Raw genomic sequence first — 4,128 nt, forward strand, 5'->3', positions numbered from 1 at the left:
AGAGGATATAGAATATCTCTCCTCAACGAATTCCCCCTATGTTGCCTAGGGGTAATTAGGGGTGTATTGAAGTTACTTTTATGAATACTTAAATATTGATGTAGCCATTGTTGGTGCAAGCCCTCAAGCATAACCGCAGCCTATTACTTGGCTAAGGCTGGCTTAAAGGCGGTTAGTTGTAGAGGGGAGATTATGGGTTATGAGTTATTTATTGTGGATCCAGCTGAAATAATCGCTAAATAGGCCGTTAAGGCAATTGATGCAGGCTTTAAATTCTTCCTTAATTGCTGGTTTAGCGGTTTATTAATCAATAGTACAAATGGCCTGTGTCCATACGGATCCGCTTTTATAGAAGCTAGGTCATGGTTAAGGCCACAGGTCATGACTTAGAGGTTACTGCAGCAACGGCTAGGAAGAACCCAGGCCTTGAATTAATAATTCACAGTGAAAAGCCAGCATACATCTCAGCAGTCGAGGATTCAATTGTTAAATACGGGTAAAGTCATGGAGGGCCTTTATATTACAGGAATGACTGTAGCTGTTGCGCATGGGTTACCGAGAATGGGCCCGATATTTGGTTCAATGATAATGGGCGGTAAGAGGGTTGCTGAGCTAATAATTAATGACCTAAAGGGATGAGTATGCGGTAGCTTAATCTAAAGCCATTGAATTACAATAACATCAAATGAAGGATTCACAAGAAAAGAGAAGCATCGCCCTTTTAAGGGATACATGAGGTCTTGGTTTATCGGAATTCATAAGGAATGCGGCTAGGAGGTTGGCTGAGCTTGGTTACTTAGCCATTGCGCCAAACCTATATTCAAGAAAAACTGAAGTATTTACTGAACAGAATATAGCCAGTGCGATGAGGAGGTTTTGGTCATTACTACCAGAGAGGAGGGCTGATTTGAAAGCAATTAATGAACTAGTGAATGCATTGCCACTAATTGAGAGGGAGATAGTTCGGGAATTGGTCATTAATAGGAATGCAACTGAAGAGAGGATGATTAAGGATATAGTGGGCATGTACAATTATGTGAAAGGCATGTATAAGGTTGAGAAGATGGGTATTATTGGATTCTGCATGGGCGGTGGCTTAACCTTTGAGGCATTAACCAAGGTACCCTTTGATGCATCAGTAATCTACTATGGTAGGAACCCAGGGAATATAAGTGATGTAGCTAAGGTAAAGGGGCGATATTAACAATATATGCAGGCGAGGACCCAGCCATAAACCAGGGGATACCGGATTTAATAAAGGCAGCGTTAACTTATAAGCCTAGGTTCGAGATGGCCTTCTACCCAGTTACACGTCATGCGTTTGCCACTGAAGGTGGGCCAACTTATGATGAAGCATCTACAAAGGATGCTTGGGAAAAGGACTGTGAATTTCCTTAAGAAGCACCTAGGGTGGTGATTATGGATAATGAAGGGAAGCATAAGTGGACCGGCAATATGGTAACCGACTGCCTTTTAACATGGGTGGAAATACTGGAGCAGAGGGAGAGGAGGGGTAAGAACAGTAAGTAGTGATATTGAGTATTGTTGAGTATAAAAGTAATGCTTTAAGTACTACACTTGGGTTAAGCATCAATATGGATGTTGTTTCACTTGGTGAACTTATTGCTGAATTCATTAGGGTTCGTAGAGGAGTTATGCATGATGTAGCAGACTTATATATGGGCCCATTCCCAAGTGGCGCACCTGCCATAACAATTGATTCAGCCGCTAGGTTAGGGCTCAATACCGGTTTCATAGGTGTTGTGGGTAATGATGATTTTGGGCGCATGATAATTAGTAGGTTTAGGAGGGATGGCGTTGACGCCGCAAACGTGATCATTGATGATGATTCAATAACCGGGTTAGCCTTCGTTGCATATGATCAATTAGGTTCAAGGAGATTTGTGTTTAACCTTAGGTGGTCATCATCGGCTAAATTAACGCCAAACCTCGTTAACTTAGATTACTTCAGGGAGCTTAAGGTTCTTCACGTTTCAGGATCTACAATGTATATTGGTAAAGGGCCGAGGGATGCATGCATTAAGGCTATGAATGAAGCTAAGCGTAGGGGTGCCTTAGTTTCATATGATCCTAATGTTAGGGTTGAATTAATGGGCATTAATGATATTATGGAACTATTTCTGAACGCGCTAAGGCTAATTGACGTACTCCTCATTAATGAGGAGGAGATTAACATGCTAATGGGTGGTGGGGGTGCCTTAAGCAACTCCATTAAGCTGCTTAATAAGGGTCCTGAAATTATTGTGGTTAAGAGGGGTGTTAATGGTTCATTTGCATTAAGTAAGGGTAATCAATATTATGAGGAGGATGCCTTCGAGGTTAATGAGGTTGACCCAACTGGCGCTGGTGATGTATTTAATGCAGCCTTCATTTACGGCTACTTAAAGGGTTGGGGGATTGATCAAGCACTTAAGTTTGCTAATGCTGCCGCAGCCATTAAGGTAACTAGGCTGGGGCCTATGGAGGGTCCTAATAATGTTGAGGAGGTCCTTGAATTAATGAGGAAGGGGAAGCAGCGTAATGTTAAGTGACTTAAATACATTTATAAACCCCCATACTTATTGAAGGCATGGTGATGAGCCTAGGCTGGGTGATTGGTGAGCTTGGTTAATAGCGCTGATAAAAGTATTATGAGTTAACGTAAATATTAATACTTTTAAAATGGGCATGATTGGCTCAATTTAATGGTAGCCTTTAGCCTATTTGACTCACTTGTAGCTGCTGTGCAGCTTTACGCAATTATAGATCCACTGGGTGCAATACCCCTATTAGTTAGTGTACCGGATTATGAGCGGATGATGAGTAAGTTCCTTAAGTTAGTTGCATTAACAGTACCACTACTCCTACTCCTCTTCGCCTTTGCAGGCCCATTCATATTCTATGTATTTAGCATAAACATTAATGACTTCAGGATTGCCGGCGGTATAATACTCCTCATAATAGCTATTGATGTGCTTAGGGAGGGTACACCAAAGACAATGGGGATTAACCCTGAGGATTACGTAATAGTGCCGATAATAACACCAATGCTTGTTGGGCCAGGTGCAATAACCTCAGTCATGGTGATGGTAACCTACTATAACATCTTCAGCGTAATAACGGCAATACTTGTAGCCTCCCTGGCAACATACATTACCATGAGGTACTCAGTGTACTTAGCTAGGTTAATAGGTAATAATACTCTTAAAATATTCGCAAGGTTCTTCAGCCTAATAATAGCATCATGGGCAATTCAATTAATAGCCTCAGGAATAATAAACATTGTTAAGTCAATTTAAGGCCATTAAACCTAAAAGTAGGCAATAAATTTAAGTATAGCAATGATTAGGCAGGTTAAGGCGGCTAACGGGGACCTGGTAGTAACATTAAGTAGCACTGCGGTTTCATTATCAAGTACAGTTGATGGTGGGTTAAGGCATGGTGTAAGATACATAATTCACCACCATGTACCCGGCAACTTCAACACCGACCCAATACTGGAGGTTAGGAGGATTCATGAGGCCTTGTCAATTAATAGTAATGAGGCAATAACATTCCTAACGGCAACTGAATTACCTAGGAATCACGTTATTGTTGAGGAGGATACGTATGGCTTAAAGGTTGCGGTGTCGTTAACTATTGGTTTAAGCAACCCTTATAGGATTGAGGATGGTAACGTAATCAGCCTAATGCGTAACCCCTCAACAGTAAACATAGCTGTAATCATTAATGCCAACTTAACTCAACCAGCCTTAGTTGATGCAGTAGCCCTAATAGCCGAAACTAAACATGAGGCACTAAGCAGGTTAACTAACGGTAAGATTCATGGAACAACAAGCGATGCAATTGCAGTATTATCATTAAGTAGTGGGGAATTAAAGCCCTATGCAGGCCCAGCTACCGATGTGGGTAAGGCCATAAGCCACGCAGTATATAATGCCTTAATTAGGGCTTATGAGATTAATCAGCTTAAGGATCATTGAATCACTAATGTAGAGAGCCTGGGAAAATTTTAAAAGGTAATAAGTAAGAACCATCAAAGCCGCCGTAGCTCAGCCTGGTGGAGCGGCGGGCTGTTAACCCGTAGGTCCCGGGTTCAAGTCCCGGCGGCGGCGCTAAGCAATATTC

At 41.8% G+C, this 4,128-nt stretch carries 5 protein-coding genes, 1 tRNA gene and 1 pseudogene; all 7 read left to right on the plus strand.

All coding sequences use genetic code 11. The features are described 5' to 3' along the window. Positions 1-362 precede the first annotated feature (362 nt). The 7 genes and pseudogenes from BP896_RS03095 (at position 363) to BP896_RS03125 (ending at position 4,115) form a co-directional block, all read left to right on the plus strand. Positions 363-500: a hypothetical protein gene (locus BP896_RS03095; RefSeq protein WP_291765527.1), complete on the plus strand. Its 138-nt coding sequence runs from the start codon at positions 363-365 to the stop codon at positions 498-500. A gap of 4 nt (positions 501-504) precedes the next feature. Further along, positions 505-639 carry a hypothetical protein gene (locus BP896_RS03100; RefSeq protein WP_291765529.1) on the plus strand — a complete coding sequence of 45 codons (135 nt, stop codon included), beginning with the start codon at positions 505-507 and terminating at the stop codon, positions 637-639. Positions 640-778: 139 nt separating this feature from the next. Beyond that, positions 779-1,398: pseudogene (locus BP896_RS03105) on the plus strand (dienelactone hydrolase family protein). A gap of 131 nt (positions 1,399-1,529) precedes the next feature. Next, a complete protein-coding gene (locus tag BP896_RS03110) occupies positions 1,530-2,552 on the plus strand; it encodes a sugar kinase (protein WP_291765532.1) in 1,023 nt (340 codons plus the stop codon). A 153-nt stretch (positions 2,553-2,705) separates the two neighbouring features. Continuing rightward, a complete protein-coding gene (locus tag BP896_RS03115) occupies positions 2,706-3,299 on the plus strand; it encodes a MarC family protein (RefSeq protein ID WP_291765533.1) in 594 nt (197 codons plus the stop codon). A gap of 42 nt (positions 3,300-3,341) precedes the next feature. Beyond that, positions 3,342-3,983, plus strand: a complete 642-nt coding sequence (locus BP896_RS03120; protein WP_291765534.1) for an adenosylcobinamide amidohydrolase — start codon at positions 3,342-3,344, stop codon at positions 3,981-3,983. A gap of 58 nt (positions 3,984-4,041) precedes the next feature. Further along, positions 4,042-4,115: transfer RNA gene (locus BP896_RS03125), tRNA-Asn, on the plus strand. Positions 4,116-4,128 lie beyond the last annotated feature (13 nt).

The sequence above is a fragment of the Caldivirga sp. UBA161 genome (assembly GCF_002506515.1).
Taxonomy (GTDB): Archaea; Thermoproteota; Thermoprotei; order Thermoproteales; family Thermocladiaceae; genus Caldivirga.

Excerpts from the sequence above, each read along its gene's own strand:
- BP896_RS03095 (WP_291765527.1), top strand. The coding sequence starts at position 363 with ATGGTTAAGGCCACAGGTCATGACTTAGAGGTTACTGCAGCAACGGCT.
- BP896_RS03115 (WP_291765533.1), top strand. The coding sequence starts at position 2,706 with ATGGTAGCCTTTAGCCTATTTGACTCACTTGTAGCTGCTGTGCAGCTT.
- BP896_RS03120 (WP_291765534.1), top strand. The coding sequence starts at position 3,342 with ATGATTAGGCAGGTTAAGGCGGCTAACGGGGACCTGGTAGTAACATTA.
- BP896_RS03100 (WP_291765529.1), top strand. The coding sequence starts at position 505 with ATGGAGGGCCTTTATATTACAGGAATGACTGTAGCTGTTGCGCATGGG.